The organism is Psychrobacter sp. van23A, assembly GCF_030845275.1.
GTDB lineage: Bacteria > Pseudomonadota > Gammaproteobacteria > Pseudomonadales > Moraxellaceae > Psychrobacter > Psychrobacter faecalis.
Window position 1 is genome coordinate 1,709,994 of the sequence record NZ_CP132595.1, and the last position, 19,077, is coordinate 1,729,070.

General features: G+C 42.8%; 13 protein-coding genes. 8 read left to right on the forward strand and 5 right to left on the reverse strand.

Annotated elements, in window-relative coordinates:
• Nucleotides 1-124: 124 nt before the first annotated feature.
• The 5 genes from RAH45_RS07330 to RAH45_RS07350 all read left to right on the forward strand — a co-directional run bounded on the left by RAH45_RS07330 (nt 125) and on the right by RAH45_RS07350 (nt 5,417).
• Nucleotides 125-826, forward strand: a complete 702-nt coding sequence (locus RAH45_RS07330) for a hypothetical protein (RefSeq protein WP_198328340.1) — start codon at nt 125-127, stop codon at nt 824-826.
• Between the two features lie 47 nt (nt 827-873).
• Nucleotides 874-1,521 carry a DedA family protein gene (locus RAH45_RS07335; RefSeq protein WP_191691916.1) on the forward strand — a complete coding sequence of 216 codons (648 nt, stop codon included), beginning with the start codon at nt 874-876 and terminating at the stop codon, nt 1,519-1,521.
• 445 nt (nt 1,522-1,966) lie between these two features.
• On the forward strand, nt 1,967-3,493 hold the full coding sequence (gene nirK / locus RAH45_RS07340) for a copper-containing nitrite reductase (RefSeq protein WP_226928778.1): 1,527 nt from the start codon (nt 1,967-1,969) through the stop codon (nt 3,491-3,493).
• 141 nt (nt 3,494-3,634) lie between these two features.
• Complete coding sequence (locus RAH45_RS07345) at nt 3,635-4,522, forward strand: formylglycine-generating enzyme family protein (protein ID WP_265090574.1); 888 nt, start codon at nt 3,635-3,637, stop codon at nt 4,520-4,522.
• A gap of 100 nt (nt 4,523-4,622) precedes the next feature.
• Nucleotides 4,623-5,417 (forward strand): SCO family protein, encoded by a 795-nt coding sequence (locus RAH45_RS07350; protein ID WP_193030301.1) that lies wholly within the window; start codon nt 4,623-4,625, stop codon nt 5,415-5,417.
• Between the two features lie 185 nt (nt 5,418-5,602).
• On the opposite strand, the gene RAH45_RS07355 is transcribed toward RAH45_RS07350, so the two are convergent.
• Nucleotides 5,603-7,150, reverse strand: a complete 1,548-nt coding sequence (locus tag RAH45_RS07355) for a succinyl-CoA:acetate CoA-transferase ScpC (protein WP_068404920.1) — start codon at nt 7,148-7,150, stop codon at nt 5,603-5,605.
• An 878-nt stretch (nt 7,151-8,028) separates the two neighbouring features.
• On the opposite strand from RAH45_RS07355, the gene RAH45_RS07360 reads away from it, so the two are divergent.
• Entirely contained in the window at nt 8,029-8,892 is an 864-nt protein-coding gene (locus tag RAH45_RS07360; RefSeq protein WP_068404922.1) for a universal stress protein, read from the forward strand.
• A 49-nt stretch (nt 8,893-8,941) separates the two neighbouring features.
• Here RAH45_RS07360 and RAH45_RS07365 read toward each other — a convergent pair whose 3' ends face one another.
• Nucleotides 8,942-10,486: a sensor histidine kinase gene (locus RAH45_RS07365; protein ID WP_306495091.1), complete on the reverse strand. Its 1,545-nt coding sequence runs from the start codon at nt 10,484-10,486 to the stop codon at nt 8,942-8,944.
• A gap of 14 nt (nt 10,487-10,500) precedes the next feature.
• Complete coding sequence (locus tag RAH45_RS07370) at nt 10,501-11,202, reverse strand: response regulator transcription factor (protein ID WP_102076776.1); 702 nt, start codon at nt 11,200-11,202, stop codon at nt 10,501-10,503.
• A 309-nt stretch (nt 11,203-11,511) separates the two neighbouring features.
• On the opposite strand from RAH45_RS07370, the gene RAH45_RS07375 reads away from it, so the two are divergent.
• On the forward strand, nt 11,512-12,063 hold the full coding sequence (locus RAH45_RS07375; protein WP_193030297.1) for a Spy/CpxP family protein refolding chaperone: 552 nt from the start codon (nt 11,512-11,514) through the stop codon (nt 12,061-12,063).
• Nucleotides 12,064-12,250: 187 nt separating this feature from the next.
• Here RAH45_RS07375 and RAH45_RS07380 read toward each other — a convergent pair whose 3' ends face one another.
• Together RAH45_RS07380 and RAH45_RS07385 are read right to left on the reverse strand one after the other, a co-directional pair.
• Complete coding sequence (locus RAH45_RS07380) at nt 12,251-14,059, reverse strand: hypothetical protein (protein ID WP_305935900.1); 1,809 nt, start codon at nt 14,057-14,059, stop codon at nt 12,251-12,253.
• Between the two features lie 120 nt (nt 14,060-14,179).
• The gene (locus tag RAH45_RS07385) at nt 14,180-16,264 is read right to left on the reverse strand and encodes a hypothetical protein (protein ID WP_306495092.1); all 2,085 of its coding nucleotides are present in this window, start codon (nt 16,262-16,264) and stop codon (nt 14,180-14,182) included.
• Between the two features lie 482 nt (nt 16,265-16,746).
• Between RAH45_RS07385 and ggt the strand changes: the two genes are divergently transcribed.
• Nucleotides 16,747-18,723 (forward strand): gamma-glutamyltransferase, encoded by a 1,977-nt coding sequence (gene ggt / locus RAH45_RS07390; RefSeq protein WP_193030291.1) that lies wholly within the window; start codon nt 16,747-16,749, stop codon nt 18,721-18,723.
• Nucleotides 18,724-19,077: the final 354 nt, after the last annotated feature.

A 19,077-nucleotide genomic window follows, 5' to 3' on the forward strand; every position in this document is an offset into this window, starting at 1 on the left:
TAATGATGTAAGAATGGCAGGTACAAGGATACACGGCAGCTGTCAGCGCTTAAAAATTCGATTATAGTAGGCAGGTAATAACTATTTAAATAAAGAAAACTCAAATAAATCGAGGGAATACACCATGAAAAAATTAGGATTGGTTATCGCGGTATCGGTAGGCTTAAGCGCTTGTGCAGGCGGCATGAACGGTGGCAGTACGCCGGGCAATTCAAGCAATATTGTCACTCAATATCCCGTTGAAGCGGCCATGCTCAATATTTATACCAAAGCCCGCAGTCAAAGCTTGGTAGCAAACGTTGGCAATCAAACCGCCTCTGCTGACATCAAAGTCACGCCCAAAGGCAGCATGGTATTTAACAATAAACAAGTCCAAGGTGCTGAAGTAAATACCATCAATAAAGTCAACAATCAAGTCACTGATCAATCAGTCGCCATTAATTACTTTACCCTTAATCCATTGGTATTTCATGGTTTCACTGACAGCTCAGGTAAGTACTCAATTTCCAATCAGACCACAACCATTCCTAAAATGGCAACGGTTGGTTCATCAAGCAAATTGATTACTGAAGATGTCTATGCCGATAGAAGCATGCGCAAAAAAATAGGCACTTATAATCAAGATTGGTCTTTAACCAGAGACAGCAATAATACCGCGTGGTTTTGCATAGAAACCTCGGCTAACTTACTGCTCAATAACGATCCTAACGGCAGCTCGTCAGAATGTTATAAAATTAATGCGCGCGGCGATATTTTAGACAGTAAAGTAACGATTAGCCAGCCGTCTACAAATGGCACAAAAACCATTACCTTTACCAGCCGATAGTTTTTATAAGCTGACAGCCATCAATTTGTCAATTATTTAGGAATTCTATGGACCAAATGAGTGAATGGGTACTCGGCATCATGGCAAAGTTTGGCTACTTTGGCATTATATTTGCCATGTTTGCTGAAAACGTATTTCCGCCTATTCCCTCTGAGGTTATCATGCCCGCTGCTGGATTCGCCGCTTCTAAAGGCGATATGAGCATTGTCTTGGTTATTTTAACTGGGACGCTTGGCGCGGTGCTGGGTGCGCTACCCTTATACTATTTGGGCCATAAATTCGATGAACCGCGCTTGGTCGAGTTCACTGAGAAATACGGCAAATACGTGTTTATTAAACCTACTGACATCACCGATGCCAACGCATGGTTTGACAAACATGGCAAAATGGCAGTGTTTTTTGGGCGTATGGTACCGGGCGTACGTTCGCTCATTTCAATCCCTGCCGGTATGAATAAAATGTCGTTATTACCGTTTTTGGCGCTAACCGCTTTAGGCGCCAGCATTTGGACCGCGATATTGGCGCTAGCTGGGTATTACTTGGGTCAAAACTATGACGCTGTCGCAGGCGTGTTAGCCCCTTATTCTAAAGCTATTGGTATATCAATCGTGGTTGTTATTATCGGTTTACTCATCAAGCGGCGTTTGTCTTATCGAAAAAATAGCAATAATGACAAAAATTCCGATCCGCGTTGAATATAAACTGTCTGCCACTCTCGTAATACCAACCCAACTTAATATAATAGCTAAGTTTAATAACCACTTAGCTTTACTAATTTCGAGCAGAATTTTCAAATCCTAAAAAACCTATCTCAGTGTTTAAATCTTAATCCTTACAGTCTTTACTCCTCTCCTTTCTAGTGCATCAAATCGTAATAACACCTAATTAAATTTATAACTCATCAGTATAAAAAGCGTGAACAAATCTTGCGCAAATAATTCGCTTATTTATAAACATTCATTTAAAATATATCTTATGGAAGCCAATTTAGAAGCTCACCGCTTTTATAGTTTTGTTGTCGAATCTTATCATTTCTATAGTGATTTTCGCTTTATCTAACTATCACATTAGGATACTAATAAGCGATATAAATCGAGCTTTGTTAAATAAGCCACTTATTTTCAATTTTTGGAGAGCCTTATGCGTCTTTTTAACTCTACAACCTCTCAGCCTCAAGCCCTCAACTATTCTAAACTTGCATTAGCTTGTCTTCTTGCCCTTGGTACGGTAGGAATGGTCGGTTGTGATAAATCAACCCCTGATAAGGCGACGGCAACCAGCGCGGAAACCACTCAAACCACAAAAGACAGCAAAGCGCCAACCACCAAAAATGGCGAGCTACCAGTGATTGATGCGGTTATCACCCATGCGCCTGAAGTACCACCACCTATCGATCGTGACTATGCGGCAAAAGTCATTGTAAAAATGGAAACCGTAGAAAAAACCATGCGTCTAGCGGATGGCGTTGAGTACAACTTCTGGACATTTGGCGGTCAGGTACCGGGGCAATTTATTCGCGTACGTCAAGGCGATGAAATTGAGTTCCATTTATCAAACCACCCTGATTCAAAAATGCCGCATAATATTGACTTACATGCGGTGACAGGTCCAGGGGGCGGCGCTGCCTCTTCGTTTACCTCTCCTGGTTATACCTCGGAGTTTAACTTTAAAGCACTAAAACCAGGCCTATATGTCTATCACTGTGCGGTAGCGCCCGTTGGTATGCACATCGCAAACGGTATGTATGGCCTAATTTTGGTTGAGCCAGAAGGCGGTTTACCGAAGGTTGATCGTGAATTTTATGTCATGCAGGGCGATTTTTATACCAAAGGCAACTATGGCGATAAAGGCCTGCAACCTTTTGATATGGAAAAAGCGGTAAAAGAGCAGCCAGATTACGTGTTATTTAACGGTTCAGTTGGGGCGCTTACCGGTGAAAACTCGTTAAAAGCCAACGTCGGTGAAACGGTTCGTCTATTCGTTGGTAACGGTGGTCCTAACTTGGTGTCATCATTCCACGTGATTGGTGAGATTTTCGACAAGGTCAATATGGAAGGCGGTAGCGCTGAAAACCATAATGTTCAAACCACCCTTATCCCTGCAGGGGGCGCCGCGATTACCCAGTTCAAAGTAGATGTCCCAGGCGAGCTTGTGATGGTTGACCACTCTATTTTCCGGGCATTTAACAAAGGTGCGCTTGGTATCATCGATGTCAAAGGTGCAGAGGACAAAAAAATATATTCAGGAAAAGTGCGTGAAGACGTCTACTTACCTGAAGGCTCAGCAGCACAAAGTCTTGGTAAAACCAATGCGCCTGCGCCAGTCGTAACCGCTGCCAACAAGCAAGAAAGAATTAAAATGGGTGAGTCTATTTACGCTAGTAACTGCGCGGCTTGTCACCAATTAAATGGTGCTGGTATACCAAAAGCCTTCCCACCATTGGCCAAGTCTGACTACCTCAACGAAGACCCAAAACGCGCCGTCAATGCTATCTTGCATGGCTTGACTGGCAAGATTACCGTCAACGGCGAAGAGTACGACAGTGTCATGCCAGCCGTTGCCTTGGATGATGAAAAAATCGCCAACGTCGTCACTTATATTATTAACAGTTGGGGCAACAAAGGTGGTGAGGTAACGCCAGAAGAAGTCAAAGCTGCTCGTAAATAACCTAGAAAGCTACGCTAGTTAATAGGGTTACAATTAGACTGTTCGATGAAAAAACTTTCATTGAACAGTCACTTTCAATACAGTATCTGATTGAATAAGCGTTTGGCACCGTCCTCTTTTTGGTTTACTAGGAGATTAGTTATGTTATGGACTTACATCACTAACACTCACAGCATTGAGATTCACAAAAATAACACTCTAAAAATGAACGCTCGGAAGATTGTGCATACAACCGCTCGCCCGCTCGTCCTGTTATTGGTCGTTAGTGCTCTGAGCGTCACAACCGACTTTGCGTTAATGAGCACGCAAGCGCAAGCAAAAGAGCTAACCATTGAGCCCGGTACTTATCGTCCGTTATATTTGAGCAAAAACTCACCGTTAGTGGCAGTCGATACATTCAAAATTGATGAGCTACCCGTCACCAATATACAGTTTTATCAATTTATAAAAGAAAATCCAAGGTTTCGCCAACGTGCCATTGCACCCATTTTTGCCGATTCTGGTTATCTAAAACACTGGATTAATACCAAAGATATCTCTGTGCCTAGAAAGGCGGATTTTCGTAAGCCTGTGGTCAATGTCTCATGGTATGCCGCCAATCAATATTGCCGCGCGCAAAACAAGCGCTTGCCAACGGTTGAACAATGGGAATATGTCGCACAGGCGTCTACTACCAATAAAAATGGCAGCGTGGAGGCCGGTTACAACCAGCGCATTCTTGATTGGTATGGTAAATCTGCTGGCAACAAAGACCAGCTTGCCGATGTCGGACAAAGCCCTGCCAACTATTGGGGCGTCAAAGACATGCACGGCTTGATTTGGGAATGGACAGAGAATTTTAATAATAGCTTGGTCACTGGCGAATCACGTTCAGACAGCAATCTAAACCAAGAAATGTTTTGCGGCTCGGGCGCAGCCGGTGCGGTCGACCCAAGTGATTATGCAGCCTTTATGCGCTATGGTTTTCGCTCAAGCTTAGAAGCCAAATACACGGTCAGCAGCCTAGGTTTTCGCTGTGCTAGTAATTAACTTGCCCTAACATAGCGCTCTACTTTAACTTAGCACCCTTTTAACACAGCGCCCTACTTTTTATGCTCAATTGAATTTAATGGTATTTAAGGATTGTCTTATGAAAACAATAAAAATTATGCAAAATACAAGATTGCAAAATACAAGTCCAAAAAATACAGTAACTCAGCCATTGTCTCATCTGGTTTATGCTATCAAACTGGCTTTGACTACTGGACTCTGTATTGGCTTACTCGCCTGTAGCAATCCTGACGCGCCTAACTCGGCGGCGACGCAAGACAGTCAACCTGATACTACTTCTGAATCTAAAGTCGCGACAGACAATCATCACGACATAAAGAACATGGATCATCAACAGATGAATCATGCCGATATGAATGCCCAAGAACCAGCAGAAGCGCTCGGGCAAGAGTATTCTATCTATCAGGCAGGCGGCGACTGGACAGACCATCGTGGCAATACCTTTGAGCTTGATAAGCTTGAGGGCAAAAATCAAGTGGTGGTGATGGCTTATACCAGCTGTCAGCATACCTGCCCTATCTTGGTGCAATCGATGAAACAGATGTATAAAGAGATGACGCCTGAAGCGCGTGCACAAACAGAGTTTTTACTGGCGACATTGGACACTGAGCGCGATACGGCCGAAGTGATGAAAAACTTTGCTGAGCATAATGAGCTTGGTGATAACTGGCGCTTGATTCGTAGCGATGAAGCCAGCACCCGTATGCTTGCCAATACCTTAAATATCAAATATCAATTTGCCGATAATGGTGATATTAACCACTCTAATCTGATATCTGTATTAGATAAAGACGGCCGTTTGGTCGCCCAAGGCGTTGGGGTTGCCGACTCTGGCATTAAGCCATTGATTGAATATTTAAACAGCCATAGTTAAACCTTTAAAAAACATACCTATAAAGCCACATTTTTAACCTTTACCTTAGTTTTAAATTATCTGTATTTTAAAGAAAAAAACACCGCTCATCTAAATAGACAAGCGGTGTTTTTAATGGCGTCATCAGCTACGGCGCTGATTTTGGCGTTAAGCCTTTCAGTAAGCATTTAGTTAAGCACTGAAACCTAAACCGCCAAAGCCAAACCTTTTTTGACGCGCATATCGCCAGTTTCAACATAACGCTGATGCCAAGATAAAGATTCATCGAGCAAATGCGGCGTTTGCATGCCAGCCGTCTGTGCAGCACGGTCATAATAATCTTGTAGCATTGGGCGATAGTCTGGATGCGCACAGTTATCAATGATTTTTTGCGCGCGTTGACGTGGTGACAAACCACGCAAGTCCGCCAAACCTTGCTCAGTGACAATAATCATCACATCATGCTCAGTATGGTCAACGTGTGACACCATCGGCGTGATGCATGAAATAGCGCCGCCTTTAGCAACTGACGGGCTGACAAACATTGAAGTAAAGGCATTACGCGCAAAGTCGCCAGAGCCGCCCAAACCATTCATCATATTGGTACCCATGACGTGGGTTGAGTTGACATTACCATAAAGGTCACACTCAATCATCGCATTGATAGCGAGCACGCCAAGACGACGCGATACTTCAGGGTGGTTGGTGATTTCTTGTGGGCGCAAAATAATACGTTTGCGCAATTCTTCGATATTGGCATTAAAACGCGCCAACGCCTCTGGGCTTAACGACATCGCCGTTGCCGACGCTTGGGTCATTTTGCCTGACATAATCAAATCTAACATACCGTCTTGCAATACTTCGGTATAGCCAGTTAAGTTTTCAAACGGACTGGCTTGTAAGCCCGCCAATACCGCATTGGCAACGTTACCAACCCCAGACTGAATCGGCAATAGGTTGGCTGGCATGCGGCCTTTTTTCACTTCTTCATGGAAAAAGTCGATAATGTAGCCGGCAATTTTGGTTGAGCACTCATCAGGATCGGCAAACTTACTATTGCGGTCAGGTGAATCGGTTAAGACCACGGCGACGACTTTATCCAAATCACAAGTTAGGTACGGCTCGCCAATACGCTCACCCGGTGTGGTAATCGGAATCGGTTTACGATGCGGTGGCAAACCAATGTCATCAAAAACATCGTGCATACCTTCTAACAATAAGCTTTGGCGGCTATTTACTTCTAAAATAATTTGATCGGCATTGTGCAACCATGCGTTATTGGTACCGATAGAGGTAGATGGAATCAGGCGACCATCTGGCAAAATACCGGCCACTTCAACCACCGCCATGTGCATGTCGCCATAAAAACCAAAGGTGCTTTGCTGAGCGACGTGTGATAAGTGCATGTCAAAATAATGCGTTTCACCAGCGTTGATTTGCTTACGTAGCGCAGGCTCTGACTGATAAGGCGTGCGCATCTTGATACCATTGGCTTCAGCCAAGACGCCGTCGCATTCTGCAGCGGTCGATGCGCCGGTTAATAAGCCGATTTTGAATTCTTCGCCGCGAGCTTGCGCCGCTTTTATACGCTCTGCCAACGCAGCTGGGATGGCTTTTGGATAACCTGCCCCTGTGAAACCACTCATTCCAACATTCATATCATGCAAGATAAATGTTGCTGCTTGCTCTGCTGACATGATTTTTTCACGCAAACCTTCGTGACGAACGCGCTCTTCGTGGCTAATTGCACTCATACCTTTTTTCCTAGTAACTTCCCTATTAACACCAAACCCTCAAAATAATGAGACGTTTGATACCGAAACAGCAATAAAATACAATGGAGTATATTAACAACTTTGGTATAAAAGACAAGCTGCTTGTCTTAAATTTTAATTTACGTCCTCAAAAACTACTTTAATTAGTCAACAATAGTTCATAAAATTACAAGAGATAAGATTTGTTTTTTGATTATTTTTAAAGCAATAACTTGAAGCTTTTTATCTATGCAAAGTTAAAAAAACTCAAATAACTATACAGTAATTAAAAATACTATTAACTAAATTTTAAAAATACTCTAAGATTAATTTTAGTCTTGATGGAAGTCTAATAGGGATAGAGGGTGCTTAACTGCCAAATTTATGGAGAAACCTAGATAAGCGCTTGGTGTTAAAGAGAATTATATCTTTGACTTTTAATGAGTTAGCAAATGCAAACATCTAAAAGATAGCACTTATTTTAAATAAAATGATAATAATAAACATAAATATTATTTTTCTTACTTTAATAATCGTATAACTATTAACTATCAATCTTTAGGGATTAAGAGTTGGTTTTTAATTTGTGTGCTTATTTAACACTCTCTAAAAAGTGACCGTGTTTTTAAATAAAGGCCTATTTTATATCAGTCATATAACCTGATATTTAATTATATTTATAGTAGAACCAATATTTTTTTAGTGAAATATTGTTCTATAATTAAAGAAAATTATATTTATAAAAAGGCATTTAAAACCTAGCGCTTTAATCTTGCCATGACTATATTTGAGGTAAGATGATGACCCCTACTAGGTCATTTTTAATGTGATGAAAAAGTCGGTTTATCAAAAGATAAATGCAAAACTAAGGACAGATTATGATAACGGAAGAGCACGTTTTGGCTTGTATTGATGGTTCAGCGGTGACTGGCTCAGTTTGTGATTATGCCGCGTGGTACGCAAGTAAACTGGACATCTCAGTAGCTTTATTGCACGTGAGCGACGTAGCAGCTTCGGTCAGACGCGATCTGTCTGGCGCCATTGGCATTAATAGTCGCCAGTTTTTGCTCGATGAGTTATCGGAACTCGATGAGCAAAGGGCGCAGGTGGTCAACAATTACAGCAATTCCTTGGTACAAGATGCAAAAAGCCATATTCAAAATGGCTTTCAAGACATGAAGGTTTGCATTTATCAACGCCGCGGTAAACTGCTGCCAGCGATTGAGCATTTTCAAGAAAAGAATCGCGCTATCGTCATGGGACGGCGCGGTGAGGACCATAAAAACAGCCGTATCAATATCGGCAGCCAAATCGAAACGGTTGCCCGCGCCTCGAACATACCGGTGTTGATTTGTTCAGAGAAATTTAAAGAGCCGCAGTCATATATGGTGGCATTTGATGGCAGTAAAACGGCGATAAATGCCATACACATGCTTGCAAAGAGCAACCTATTAAAAGGCTTACAAGGTCATATCGTTATGGTCGGTCATCATAACGAAGCCTCTAAAAAAAGCCTTGATAACGCGGCTGCACACTTACAGGCAGCTGGTTTTAGTGTCGATACCCATCAGCTCTTAGAACTTGATGCGGTTGAGGGCTTACTCAGCTTTCAATTTGAAAATAACATCGATATCATCGTCATTGGCGCTTATGGGCGCTCTAAGCTTCAGCATTTATTTCTGGGCAGTACCACGACAGAAATCATTGCCAGCACCTTATCGCCTGTTATCTTGGTACGCTAAATTTTCTTAATTCAATGATTTTTAAACGGATAGCAAATATTGGTTATTTTTATTGAATAGGCAGTACGATTTGTACTATTAAGCCTTGAATATCATCTTTACGGTTACAAATATTAATTTGGCCTTTATGAGCGACGATAACCGCGTGGACGATTGCTAATCCCAATCCGTAGCCGCCCGTTTCGCGATGGCGCGCACTATCAAGCCGTACAAAGGGTTGAAAAATACGCTCTAAGTCTTTTTCTGCTACCCCGCCACCCTCATCTGTGATGCTAATTTGAATAGCATCTCTTTTATTATCTAACGGTGTTTTTGTGACTGCAGCCGTGACAGTTGAGCCTGCAGGAGTGTGCATAAAAGCATTACGAATGATGTTTTCAAGGGCGCTATGCAACTGTTCTTGATTGCCAAGCACAGTCAAAGACGCATCAGATGATGACGATAATAAAACATCGGGCGGCGTCCATTGCCAGAGTACGTTTTTATGCTGAAACTCAAAACAGACGTCTTTACCAATCTCGGTGATGATTTCAACTATATCTACGGCATCATTTTCTAGATTATCGATGGTATATTGCTGCATTTGCAGGGATTGAATATGAATGATTTGCTCAATCAGCTCATTCATACGTGCCGATTCCTTATCGATACGGTCAAGGTAACGGCTGGCATCGGGCGCAAAGTCACGCGTCAGCTCAGTAGCCACATCAAGGCGCGCCAGTGGCGAACGCAGCTCATGCGAGATATCACTTAACATCTGCTTGCGCGCAAGCTCACTCTCCGCCAATCGGGTTGATAATTGGGCCACATCTTTTGCCAATAAACCTAGCTCGTCAGAGCCCAATGTTGATAACTGCGGATTGGCTTGATAATCGCCATCGATCATACGGTGCACGGTATCTTGAACTCGACCAATGCGCTGCGTCAGCGTACGACTGAGCCAAAAACAAACCAACACGCTAAACAGAATAATGAGAAGCAAACGCACGGTAAAATTACCGCGTTGCAGCGCCAAAACATCAGCAAAACGCAGGTGCGGGCGCAGTTGTATAATGGCCGTTTGCCCGTCCGGCAAATCTACGGTGATATCTGCCAGTTCTGGGCGACTATTAGGGTCAAAAATTACTTCTCTATTCGGCATCGCTGGATGCAGGATTGCATTAATAAAAGAAGGCTTTTCGTAGGCGCTGTCATTTTTATCATGATGCGCTCTACGATTCTCAGACATAGGATACGATGGTAAGTCACGCGCCACTTCCTGACCGTTTGTTTGACGCTCTTCTCTATAACGATAGCGCGGAAAAATAATAGCGCCCTGCTCATCATAAATCCTGATTTGACTCATCAGCCGTCGGTCTTGCCGGTAAAGTTGCCTGACTGCTAATAAATCACCAGCCTGTAGCGCCGCAACCACTTCTTGGCGCTTGAGTAAAAGATTGTCAATTTGTACATCCATCCGAGCACTTAACTCTTTGCCATTGAGCCAACGTTCTACCATGACAGAGATGATAGAGGTGATAAGTACCGTCAATAATAGACTGAAAAATAGTCGCCAAAATAGCGTGATTCTTGGCTTGAATGTCGAGGTAAGCATCGATGCGTCCGTCATTACAGCACCAGCTGATAACCTTTACCACGAATTGCCTTGATAGGCTCGTCATGAAAAGGTTGCAGTTTTTTACGCAGGCGCGACACATGCACATCAAGGCTGCGATCAAACGGCTGCAACTCACGCTGTAAGACATGTTGTGACAGCCACGCTTTGCTGACCACCTCGCCTTTTTGTTTAAGTAACGCCACCAACAAGTCAAACTCTGTTCCTGTGACTTGTAACTCGACGCCATCTATTTGGCAAAGTCGTTGGTTTTGGTCCAAATGCAACCGGCTCTCTGGCAGTGGCAAGTGCTCTGAGGCGGCAGCACCCGATGCGGTAATACGGCTACGTTTAATCACTGCGTTAATACGTGCCAGCAGCTCACGCGGATTACAAGGCTTAGTAATATAATCATCGGCACCAAGCTCCAGCCCAATAATACGATCAATCTCCTCACCTTTTGCCGTCAACATAATCACTGGAATATCGCTAATCGCTGGTAGCTGACGCAGGACACTGAGCCCATCTATCTTTGGCATCATAATATCGAGCACCAATAAATCATAAGGCGCACTATCATGCATGGCTGATTTTAAGCGTTCGATGACCGCCTCGCCATCATGCACACAGTCACTTTGGATGCCATGATTATGCAAATACTCTTGCAGCAGTTGGGTCAACTCTTCATCATCATCACCCAATAAAATATTTGCCATCCTCCTTCTCTCCTTTCTACTTTATTGCTGTTCAGTCAAATGATTCTAAGCATGCCATAGTATGGCTGATATTATCAGGCAAGCATCCATCAATGCGCCACAAACGTTACCTTTCTTAATATTTCATAAATGTTCGCAACTTCTAGCTGTCGTATGATAGCGGCTATCAGCAACAAATACTGATGGCAATTAATGATTCATAGTGGCTATCCGGGACACTTGCTAATCATTAATTATCAGATAAAAAACCTCTTTTCGTAATAATTAACGTTTGCTCCATAATTTAAGGTAACTATTAAGGTAATGATAATGAAAAAATTATTGATAGGCTCAGTACTCGCGATATCTAGCGTCTTAACGGTTACGGGCTGTACCAGTGTCAACGCCACCACCGATACGACGCCAGCAACAACGACTAACATGCAAAAGCAGCATAAAGCTGGCATGAAAGACGGCATGCGTAAAGGTGGTATACATAAGGGTGGCATGAAAGGCACTATGGCGCAGCTAGATTTGACAGCGACGCAGCAGGCGCAAATCAAAGCCATTACGCAAGAAAAATATAATAATCGTAAAAACGACCGTAGCAAATATCAAGCAGAACGCGCGCAAATGCAGCAACAAATGCAAACGTTGACCAATGCCAAAACCCTAGATACCGCAGCGGTGAACCGCCTAGCCGATCAACAAGCGGCAAAAACCAAGCAGCGCTTTATTGAACGCGTGCAAACTGAGCATGCTATCTCGCAAGTACTAACGCCTGAACAGCGTCAAAAAATGGCGCAATTAAAATCAGAAAGAAAAGCAAAAGGTCATCATGGTTCAAAAAACCGTCAGATGCACAGCAAACACCAGCAGTAAGGTCAGTACTGGCAGTAAGATGTGTCATTGACGGCCACTCTTAATGAAAAATATTATATTTAAAAGATATATTCTAAAAAACGCATCGGTTAACCGGTGCGTTTTTTTATTGTTTCTTTTTTTATTGTTTCTATAAGTACTTCACTCATTTAAATGGACTATAAACCTAAAATTTAGCGCCCGACACTTATTCTACCGAACCAAAACGCTGTTGATACATTGGTAGCATATTAAAGAGCATTTTGCCCATTGCGGTACCATTACCTTGACGATAATACTCGCCAAGCTCAGCGCTATATTCTTTTAAATCAATGCTGTTATTGGCGGTTGGTATCTGACTATTACTCGGTAAGTTGGGAAACGCCTTATCTTGAGCACGGATAGGCATATATTGCGTAAGGGCATCGACAATGAGACTGCTCTTTTTTGTGGTTTCCATACTCAACTCACCATTTGACTCACCACTTGTTTCATCACTGGCATCGGTTGATAGGTAATGGCGACTGTGCTGCCATTGCAATCGACCGCCTTTACTAAAACCGTATAATTTTTGCACAGGCAGATTTGCAGCTGCAGATAAAGTCGGTGAGTGTGTTTCGAGTAAACCTGTTTCTTGTGTTCTCAGCATTTTATCATCAGCAAAATCTTTCATTTTTACTAAAACTTGTTTGACCATCGATTTACTGGTGATTTTACTGTCCGTAGGATAAAGGTCATCTTGCGTATCAGAAACATTTTGGGTTATCAGCTCAGGATATTGCTGAGTGATAAGTTTATAGAAGGTGCCCATATAGTCTTTATATGCCTGTTCATCGCTCGCACTACTTTGGACACGGCGAATGATTTTGGCACTATTGAGCATGGGTGCTAGCTGCTTTTCAGGTAATTTGGGTGATAGCGACGTCAAAATATTTGGGGCAATAAAATCAAACTGGCTCACATCAGCTTTGGCATAGATGCTGTCTTCTGCTTGAATGTGGCTTTTTATTACGGCACGACCAAAATCTTTCGGTAACGTACCATCATCAAGGGCTATTTTTAGCCATTTATTTTGCCATTTGGTGCCCAACTTATCATCGGCCAGCTTTGATGTCAGCAAAGCAAAATTGTCCGCCCACAGATAGAGGCTACCAGTTTTAAAATCGATATAAATAGGTTGATTGATACTACTATGATGGTTACGCGCCGAATACTGCGCACTACCCAGCATGGTAAACTTGCCTGCCAGCGGCTGATAAACACCCTGCGCATTCATAGATAATGGCTTTAGCAGATAAGCATCCAGTAATTGCGATTTTTTGATATCTAGTGTAGATTTTTTGCTGTCATATTCATTAAATAGCTTTTGGTAATAAGGTGAGATGGTAGCGGCGCTAGCAGAATCTATAGCAGATGATGCTGACACCGCGACCTCGGCCGCCGCGTCTACCACGTCCTCCGCTGCTTCCTCAACGCTATAAGCCGTACTATCATAGTGGACCTCAGCCCATGCTTCATAGGCTGCTGAGCAGGCTAGGTACGATTGCTTAAGTGCCTCACGCTGGGGCGCGTAATCGATCGACGCAACCTCTTTTTTCTGTGCTTCTGCCTTTGTTAATAAGGCTGCATAAGCTTGATCGTGATTATCTTCGCAATAGCTATCAACATCGTCTGATGCCACCAGTTTTGTGCTATCGATAGCTGTAAATTGATGCTCATTACTAATCTCAATATTACTATGATAAGCAAAAGACTGGCGGCGCTGCTGTTGTAATGCGCTGGCCAATGCGTTTTTTGCAACGCTTGGCGCATTATCTGCCTGTAAATTTTTTGATTGACCAAGATTGTTAGATACATTGGTAGACTGGCAAGCCGTTATCAATAATGTACTGGCAACTAATGTACTAGAAACCAATGCACTAGAAAATAAAGAGCTTATCGTCATCATTGATTTAGAGCACAAGGGATTTATCTGCTTTGCTGTATTAATGGATAAGGCCACATTTAATTTTTTCATTTTCTCTATCCTTGAAAGGCGTTATATTTTGCTAACCGTTATATGTTGCTAAGCGTTGGGCGACGATGATGGATACTGAAAATATATCAGCGTATCAGCGCCTATCATCAAACGAGGGGCTTAAAACAAGGTGTCTTCTGCTGTGTCTGTGGCATCATCATCAGCATAATCCACACTTTCCTCAGTTACTCCTGCCTCAGTTGCTTCCACATAATCATAACGCGCATAACGTGCTTTCTCTAACCTCTCTTTTTGCTGACGCTGTGCTGCAAGCCAAGCATTGCCATCGATAGCGACCGGTGCCTCTGCGCCAAAAGACTGTGCCAACAATGTCGCTAATGGGTGTTTATTAAAGCTGGCATTATCATAGCGCGTCTGATTCAAGACCGTGTTTTGTGAACCAAAAAAGTCACTGCCGATATTGGTTCGTTGCTGTTTTGCCAATAAATGGTCTGAGCCATCTAAATAATAGTAATTAATATGATTAAAAGAAATAGGACTCACCGCTTCTATCAGCTGTAGCAATCCGCCAACATCTGCACTTTGATAGCCTTTGTCATATAATTCCATCTTAGCAATCGCAGCTTTCAACACATGATCATCAGGATAGTTTTGTGGGTTTTGGTCAATATGCTTTTGCAGCGAGCGTGAGATGTTTTTAAATATTTTGCCTATCATCTCGCCGCTTTGACGACTGCCAAAATAGACTTTAACCGCCCTATCAGCGCCTACCTCTTTAGCAAACTCATCATCCCGTATATCTACAGCACTGAAATATTCTGGCTCTAATTCCGCCATACTGTTTTGTACGGCGTTAATGACCGCATCATAAATAACGCTTGGCGGTATTTGAGCAATAGAAGTAACCGCTTCAGGTAAACCAAAATTCACCGTATGGGTAGTCATTTGCTCGGGTAACGGCGTATGCTCAGGATTGGCTAGCGCCAAGATAGGCATCAATGCCGATGGATCGATCGTCGCTGCCCCTTTGTTAAAATCAAGAGCAAGCGGTAGTTGAATCGATGAATGGATGGTCGGCGCAACATAGTCGTAGCTGTAGACACTCTGTAGCTGCTTTTGTTTGGGCTTATAATGACTGACGCTATTGAGAGTCAGGTATTGATAATGGTAGGCATTCATTGCCTGAACTTGTTCAGGGGTACGGATAAACATATTGATAAGATTGGTCATTAACCCCGGATAAGCACGAACAGCGTTTTCATCTTGAATACCCTTTGCCGTTTTACTGGCTTGCATGTCTTCATAGTTACGTAACCAATCTTTTGATTTGACGCGACTTAAATTAGATAACAAACCACCAGCGTCGCTTTCGTATGGACTATCATCTCTCTGATTGCCGTATTCATTGTAGCTATTCTCGTCATAGCCCTCTGTATCGTAACCATACTTATCGTGACCATATTCATCATAACCTTCACTATCATAGCCATATTCGTCGTAGCCGTTTTGATCATAACCTTCCTCATCATAGCCATTTTGATCATAGCTATACTCATCGTAATGACGCTCTTCTTCGGCAGTGCGCGCAGCGACGGCGGCAGCCACCGCTTCAAAGGCAGAATCGCCACTATAAACCTGATCGTTATCCTCAATATCATTATAGCCGTCAATGTCTTCTTCGACCGCCGCCTCATCTGCTTCTGCTAGATTTTCATACTCATTAATATCTTCATCAGTAGCACTGTTATAAAGATACAGCTCGAGCAATGTTCTAAAAAAACTGCTTGAGCCAGCGTCAATACTATCGGCTTTAATATAGGGAGTTGAATGATAATTAGCCTGCGATACTGACACGTGCTCCGTCGCTAAATGCTGACGAATAGCGCTCAGTAGACGTGCCTTAGCTTGCACTTCTGGGTTTGGGCTTTTAGTTTGGTCAAATAAACGCTGATAACGTTCAGCATTCTTATCCAATTTGCTATTAAACATTTTGCCCTGAGTTTGGTTTTGCTGAGTATCAGCAATACTAAAATCTATGCCTGTCATGGATAAATTGGACTGTGATGATAAGCCTGTCGTCGTTTGACAACCCATTAACGTCACGGTGGCACTTGCAGCAGTAAGCGTATAAAGCACACAGACAGCAAACTTAGTAGAAGACTTTTTATAATTTGTGAATGATTGAGCTACCAAGCTTTGAAAATGAGGCGGCAAGGTGCGTTTAGAAGAGCTAAGCGGTGACATAAAAATCCCTTTATCCAAGCTGATAAACAATTGTGAAGGCAGTATTAAGGCTGCTATTTATAACACAATATATTACAGATTAGTAACGCAAAGGAATTATTTTCAGCAAAAATGATAAGCTGATTAGATAAATATTGAAGCGCTCTCAATTCTCTAAAAGCTAATGCATTGTTGTTATTGCAAAAATTAAAAAATCACCATCAAATATGCTCTTTCTGTATACAAGGGTCTTTACCACAAGCAAATATGCGCTTTATAGTTTTCATTAATAATGTCTAAGCCTTTGGTACAATCTAAAATTTGACGATTGGTTTATTCATAATAACCTCTAGAGATTTTGCTAAAGTAAAGCTCATAACAAATTTTCGTTGTCATACAATGATGAATATTTGCATTATTTTTAGTTGAAGCTATTTGTGTATTTCATGAATAGCAAGCACAATAAGACCTTATCTTCTTATCTACGTAAAAAGGAATTTACGATGCGCCAATCACTCTCAAAAATCCATCAAAACGTTCACGGTGATACTTCTCGTTATAAAACAAAAATCAAAACTGCTATCTTATCGATAAGCAGCACTCTATTAATTTCTGTCTCTGCTCACGCCGCAGAAACCAAACCTACAACCGCAAAAACCACTATTAACCCAACCTCGATTAACACCAGTGCAATTAATTTAGCGATTATGGCTGATAATCCGACTGTATTGTCCGAAACTCAGCGCGTTACAAAATCGCAATCCTCTGCCCTAGCGCCCACTACCGCCACAGGCACAGCCGTCGTTAGTGGCAAGACAGCCAAAACCGACCAAGCTATCTACTCAGCTGACGCCATTCATCACCCTGTTTGGGCAAAGAGCGGCATGGTCGCCACCCAAGAAGCGCTTGCCTCTGATATCGGCTTAAAGATTTTAAAAGATGGCGGTAATGCTGTTGATGCTGCTGTCGCCGTTGGCTTTGCCTTAGCGGTTACGTTGCCACGTGCGGGCAACATCGGCGGTGGCGGTTTTATGATGGTCTATGATGCCAAGCAAGGCAAAACGGTTGCACTCGACTATCGCGAAAAAGCGCCGAGTAGCGCCTCGCGTGATATGTATCTCGATAAAGACGGCAATGCGGTCAGTGATTTATCCCGCTATCATGGCTTAGCGGTTGGCGTGCCGGGCACCGTAGCAGGCTTGCTTAAAGCATTGGAAGATCACGGCACCATGAGCCGCGGGCAAGTCATGGCACCAGCGATTGCACTGGCAGAAAACGGTATTGAAGTCACCGCTGGCTTGTCCGAATCATTAGAAGCGTTGAGTGACCGTTTACAAAAATGGCCAAGTACCAAAAAGATATTTTTTAAACCAGACGGCAGCGTCTATCAACCCGGTGAGCTACTACGTCAACCTGAGCTGGCAAAATCTCTGAAACTGATTGCCGCAAAAGGGTCTGATGGTTTTTATAAAGGGGAAACCGCGCGTAAATTGGTCAAAGCCGTCAATGAAGCAGGTGGCAATATGAGCTTGCAAGACTTAGCCAATTACAAGGCGATTGCTCGCGTGCCCGTTAAAGGCGATTATCGTGGTTATAAGATTGTCTCCATGCCGCCGCCGTCCTCTGGTGGTATCCATATCGTGCAGATTTTAAATATCTTAGAAGGCTATCCACTAAAAGACTACGGTCAAAACAGCGCGCAAACCATTCACTTGATGAGCGAGGCCATGCAATTAGCGTATGCCGATCGCGCAGAATATTTAGGAGATTCTGATTTTATTGACGTACCTGCCAGCGGCTTAACCTCACAAGCTTATGCCGATAAATTACGTAGCTTAATTAATCCTAATAAAGCCACACCCGCAGCAACGATTAAAGCGAATAATCCATTACCATACGAGAGCGATCAAACCACGCATTTTTCTATCGTTGATAAAGACGGCAATGCCGTAGCCAATACTTATACGCTGAATTTCTCTTATGGCACGGGACTCGTCGCTGAAGGTACAGGGATTTTGTTAAACAATGAGATGGATGATTTTTCTGCCAAACCCGGCGTGCCCAATGGTTATGGTTTAATCGGCGGCGACGCTAATGCGGTCGAGGCCAATAAACGCCCGTTGTCTTCGATGAGCCCGACGCTGGTATTCAAAGACAGCAAACCTTATATCGTTACCGGTAGCCCTGGTGGTAGCCGCATTATTACTACCGTCACGCAAGTCATCTCTAATGTCATTGACCACGATATGAATATCGCTGAAGCCACACACGCGCCGCGTATCCACGACCAATGGCTGCCCGATGAAATTCGTATCGAAAAAGCCTTAAATGTTGATACGGTTAAAAAACTAGAATCAATGGGGCATAAGGTTAGCCCGCAAGCAGCGATGGGTTCAACCCAGTCGATTATGCTTACCCCAAATGGCGTTTATGGTTCTTCTGACCCACGTATCGTCGATGCCGCGGTAGTGGGTTATTAAAATTTGATAGTTTGTTTTAAAAGTTAATCTTTTAAAAACGATTGCAAATAATGCCCTTCTCTAGCCTTTATCTTGCCCTCTATTCTTTATTCTTAACCCTATAGAGGGCATTTTTGGCTAAACTCATTAAAACTGTTTAATCCTGATTAAACTTGCTTTTTCTACCCTCGCCCTCTCTCTTATACGTTTGAATCGGTGGCTGTCTGCGCCAAATAATGCTATTATTGACGACCAGCTTTAAAAGCTCAAAATATCAATTTTCGCGTCCTATCACTTCTTAAAAAACCATAAGGTATTGATAATAAAAAATTTATTATCATACAGCTTATTCCCTTTTGATTGCACCAGTAAGAG

What these genes read in the sequence shown, in the direction of transcription:
- ggt (WP_193030291.1), top strand. Translation starts at nt 16,747, where the DNA reads ATGCGCCAATCACTCTCAAAAATCCATCAAAACGTTCACGGTGATACT.
- RAH45_RS07365 (WP_306495091.1), bottom strand. Translation starts at nt 10,486, where the DNA reads ATGCTTACCTCGACATTCAAGCCAAGAATCACGCTATTTTGGCGACTA.
- nirK (WP_226928778.1), top strand. Translation starts at nt 1,967, where the DNA reads ATGCGTCTTTTTAACTCTACAACCTCTCAGCCTCAAGCCCTCAACTAT.
- RAH45_RS07345 (WP_265090574.1), top strand. Translation starts at nt 3,635, where the DNA reads ATGTTATGGACTTACATCACTAACACTCACAGCATTGAGATTCACAAA.
- RAH45_RS07335 (WP_191691916.1), top strand. Translation starts at nt 874, where the DNA reads ATGGACCAAATGAGTGAATGGGTACTCGGCATCATGGCAAAGTTTGGC.
- RAH45_RS07355 (WP_068404920.1), bottom strand. Translation starts at nt 7,150, where the DNA reads ATGAGTGCAATTAGCCACGAAGAGCGCGTTCGTCACGAAGGTTTGCGT.
- RAH45_RS07375 (WP_193030297.1), top strand. Translation starts at nt 11,512, where the DNA reads ATGAAAAAATTATTGATAGGCTCAGTACTCGCGATATCTAGCGTCTTA.
- RAH45_RS07380 (WP_305935900.1), bottom strand. Translation starts at nt 14,059, where the DNA reads ATGAAAAAATTAAATGTGGCCTTATCCATTAATACAGCAAAGCAGATA.
- RAH45_RS07350 (WP_193030301.1), top strand. Translation starts at nt 4,623, where the DNA reads ATGAAAACAATAAAAATTATGCAAAATACAAGATTGCAAAATACAAGT.
- RAH45_RS07370 (WP_102076776.1), bottom strand. Translation starts at nt 11,202, where the DNA reads ATGGCAAATATTTTATTGGGTGATGATGATGAAGAGTTGACCCAACTG.
- RAH45_RS07360 (WP_068404922.1), top strand. Translation starts at nt 8,029, where the DNA reads ATGATAACGGAAGAGCACGTTTTGGCTTGTATTGATGGTTCAGCGGTG.
- RAH45_RS07385 (WP_306495092.1), bottom strand. Translation starts at nt 16,264, where the DNA reads ATGTCACCGCTTAGCTCTTCTAAACGCACCTTGCCGCCTCATTTTCAA.
- RAH45_RS07330 (WP_198328340.1), top strand. Translation starts at nt 125, where the DNA reads ATGAAAAAATTAGGATTGGTTATCGCGGTATCGGTAGGCTTAAGCGCT.